At 66.5% G+C, this 2,932-nt stretch carries 4 protein-coding genes; 1 reads left to right on the forward strand and 3 read right to left on the reverse strand.

The features are described from left to right. Window positions 1–136 precede the first annotated feature (136 nt). From BUE30_RS17140 to BUE30_RS17150, 3 genes are all read right to left on the reverse strand, one after another. The gene (locus tag BUE30_RS17140; RefSeq protein ID WP_073334359.1) at window positions 137–505 is read right to left on the reverse strand and encodes a hypothetical protein; all 369 of its coding nucleotides are present in this window, start codon (window positions 503–505) and stop codon (window positions 137–139) included. A gap of 108 nt (window positions 506–613) precedes the next feature. After that, window positions 614–1,477, reverse strand: a complete 864-nt coding sequence (locus BUE30_RS17145) for a glycosyltransferase family protein (protein WP_170865671.1) — start codon at window positions 1,475–1,477, stop codon at window positions 614–616. Beyond that, the gene (locus tag BUE30_RS17150; RefSeq protein ID WP_073334363.1) at window positions 1,453–2,100 is read right to left on the reverse strand and encodes a DJ-1/PfpI family protein; all 648 of its coding nucleotides are present in this window, start codon (window positions 2,098–2,100) and stop codon (window positions 1,453–1,455) included. The genes BUE30_RS17145 and BUE30_RS17150 overlap by 25 nt, the downstream gene beginning before the upstream one ends. Before the next feature lie 101 nt (window positions 2,101–2,201). Here BUE30_RS17150 and BUE30_RS17155 point away from each other — a divergent pair, with 101 nt between their 5' ends. Further along, window positions 2,202–2,744 (forward strand): cysteine hydrolase family protein, encoded by a 543-nt coding sequence (locus tag BUE30_RS17155; RefSeq protein ID WP_073334365.1) that lies wholly within the window; start codon window positions 2,202–2,204, stop codon window positions 2,742–2,744. The last annotated feature ends 188 nt before the right edge of the window (window positions 2,745–2,932 follow it).

A 2,932-nucleotide genomic window follows, 5' to 3' on the forward strand; every position in this document is an offset into this window, starting at 1 on the left:
GGTCGATCTTCGTTGGGCATAAGCATGTCCCCAAGCACAGGCTTGGGCCTTCCATGGTCATGCCAGGCTGTCCGGTCGAAATGGGGGGCAGTTCACGCGCCCAGTCCCTACCGCGTTCGTTAATGTCCGACGGTCTCTATTGATTGCCCGGTGAGATCCCGTAGAGGCGGAACGTCTGCCCGCTCGCAACCGGTTTCAATTGCGCGATGCCCGGCCCCGATCCGTCCGGCGCCGTGGACCAGAACAGCGCATCGAATGTCTGCGGCCAGCCGTAGTAGAAGTCGTCTTGGATGCCTTCCGACGTGGCGGTTGTCGGCGGATCCCGGCGGGCCCCCTCCACGAGTTGGTCTCGGCCCAGCGGCCAAGATTGGGGCCGGTGTGGCGGCATCGTTTGCGCGTTGACGCCGACGGGCGAGGTGTTGGTGAACAAGTTGGCCACGTAACCGTCGCTCTCGATGACGACCAAGGCTGGCGCGTGCTGCAGACGATAGACGTCCAGCGTCAAGGAATCCCGTCCGATGAGTACGCGCGCGCCCTCCGGCAGTCCGGCGACCGCTGTACGGATCTCTCCTTGTGCGCGGTCGAGACCAGCCATCCTGGCGTGGACGGCGACCTACTGGAGCGCGAAGAGACCCAGGAAGGCCGCGGACAAGGGCACGGCGCGGGCCCGTCCGGCCGGGGTCAGGGACGCGCCGGCCAGAAGGATCGCCATCGGGATTGCCCCGAAGCGGATGTGGAGAAGGGAGATCCCCAGAAAGGCCGCCGGAACTGCCAGGACGAGCACGACACTCGCAAGGAAGACCGGGCGCAGCGGGGGCGCCAAGGTCATCCAGCCGCTGCGGAACGCGATCAACAGGAGCAGTCCGAAACCGACGAACAGCGACCGTCCCAAGGCCGAAACCTGCGAACTATCGTAGTCGAACGGCGCCAGGAGCGCCTCCATGCGGCTCTGCAAGCCACCGAAGCCGGATATCTCCGTGTCAAGGCCCGGCAGCCGGTCCGGCAGGCCAGCAGCGAACAGCGCGAGCGGTACGACCGCGATCAGCCCGTCGCGCAGGATCAGTCGGGTGGCGAAGTGCGAAAGTCGCCCGCGCCGGCCGGCCGCGAACTGCCCCAGCTCGTAAGCCAGCATCAGAAAACCGAACAGGAGGAAGCCCAGGACGTGGCTGAAGAAGAGCACCGGCATCAGGAGAGCGAACAGCGCGGTGCGGCGCCACCCCGGGCGCAGCCAGATCCACAGGGCGAACAGGCAAAGGGCGAGCCCCGTCGAAAAGACGAAGTTGATGAAGCCCCACGCGAGCGGTTTGCTGTAGATCAGCAGCACCGCCGGCGCGACGGTGAGACCGATGCGACCCGTCGTCACCAGGGACAGGAGTGCCACACCCAGGGGCAGCATCGCGGCGGACAGGACGTTGAACACCGCTCCCGCCGTATAGGGATCCATCACCGCCATCAGGGGGCGCATGAACATATCCATGGCCAGATCGGGATAGATGCCCCATTCGACCGTGAAATGCTCCTGCAGGGCTGCGGACCAGGGGAGATGGTGCTCGATGTAGACACGCGCCGGACGGGTCCGAGATACCGGTCGACAAGCTTGAGGCCGAGATCGGCCCAGGACATCAGCCCGCCCGCCGACAGGATATCGCCGCCGTCGATGACGAGCCGGTCGAGGTCGAGGATCACGTCCGGAAACCGCTGGCGAAAGGCATCCGCATAGACCCAGTGCGTCGTCGCCGCCCGCCCGGACAGGAGCCCCGTCTCGGCAAGCAGGAATGAGCCTCCGCAGACGGAAGCGATCACCACACCGGCCGCATGACGCTCCCGAAGCCAGTCCGCGAGCGGGGCGGCGGCGTCCGCTGTGATCGGCGCATGCAGGGAGGGGGGAAGGATCAGGACATCGCAACGGGCATCGGATCCGCCGGGCGATAGCGTTCGATCATCGGCCGGCGACTCGATCACCCTGGTCGAGAGCCGCGGCGCCCCCCGATCCGCACGATCGGCAATCTCTCCGGCGATTCCGAAGAGATCCGCCAGCCCCATCGCGGCGGACAGTTGAGCGCCGGGATAATGGACGATGCCGATCCTGAGGTCGCTCATTTGTCGATATCGACCCGTCTTCTGTCGATTGCGCCGGTGGCTAGGGCTCTGGATGCAGCCCCAATGAAGGACAAGAGACCAGACCATGAAAGGTGACAGCCATGTCCAACCGCGCTGTCGTCGTCATCGACCTGCAGAACGAATACTGGCCCGAAGGAAAGCTGCCGCTCGAGGGAATCGACGTCGCGGCGGCCAACGCCGCCCGCGTGATTGCTCATGCCCGGGGGGCAGGCGACCTGACCGTCAACGTGCGCCATGAGATGCCCGGCGGTCCGATCTTCGTCCCCGGCTTGGACGGGGTGGAGATCAACGACGCCGTCGCTCCGGGCTCGGGCGAGCCGGTGATCGTCAAGTCCTTCTCGAACGCCTTCCGCGAGACGGGCCTGCAGTCGCTGCTCGAGGAGAACGGAATCGAGGAGGTCGTGACCGCGGGCGCGATGAGCCACATGTGCGTCGATGCCACGGTCCGGGCCGCCAACGATCTGGGCTACAGGACCGTCACGATCCACGACGCCTGCGCGACGCGCGACCTGGAGTTCGACGGCAGGTCCGTCCCTGCGGCCCATGTCCAGACCGCGATCATGTCGGCCCTCGCCTTCTTCTACGGCGAGGTGATCGCGACCGACGAATTCGTCTCGCGGTGAATCCGTTCTGACCTGCCATGGTAACGGGGACGGCCTCTCTGCCGCGTGACCGTCATGCTGTCGGTGCCGTGCGAGGCCCTGCCCTTCTGGTTGCGAGCCCCTCCCGCGATCGGCGGGAGGGTGCTTCCGCGAGCGTCAGGATCCGGCCTGCTGGCCGCGCCCCTCCGGCCGCGTTCCGGACGACGCGG

This window comes from Wenxinia saemankumensis (assembly GCF_900141735.1).
In the GTDB taxonomy this organism is placed as follows: Bacteria; Pseudomonadota; Alphaproteobacteria; order Rhodobacterales; family Rhodobacteraceae; genus Wenxinia; species Wenxinia saemankumensis.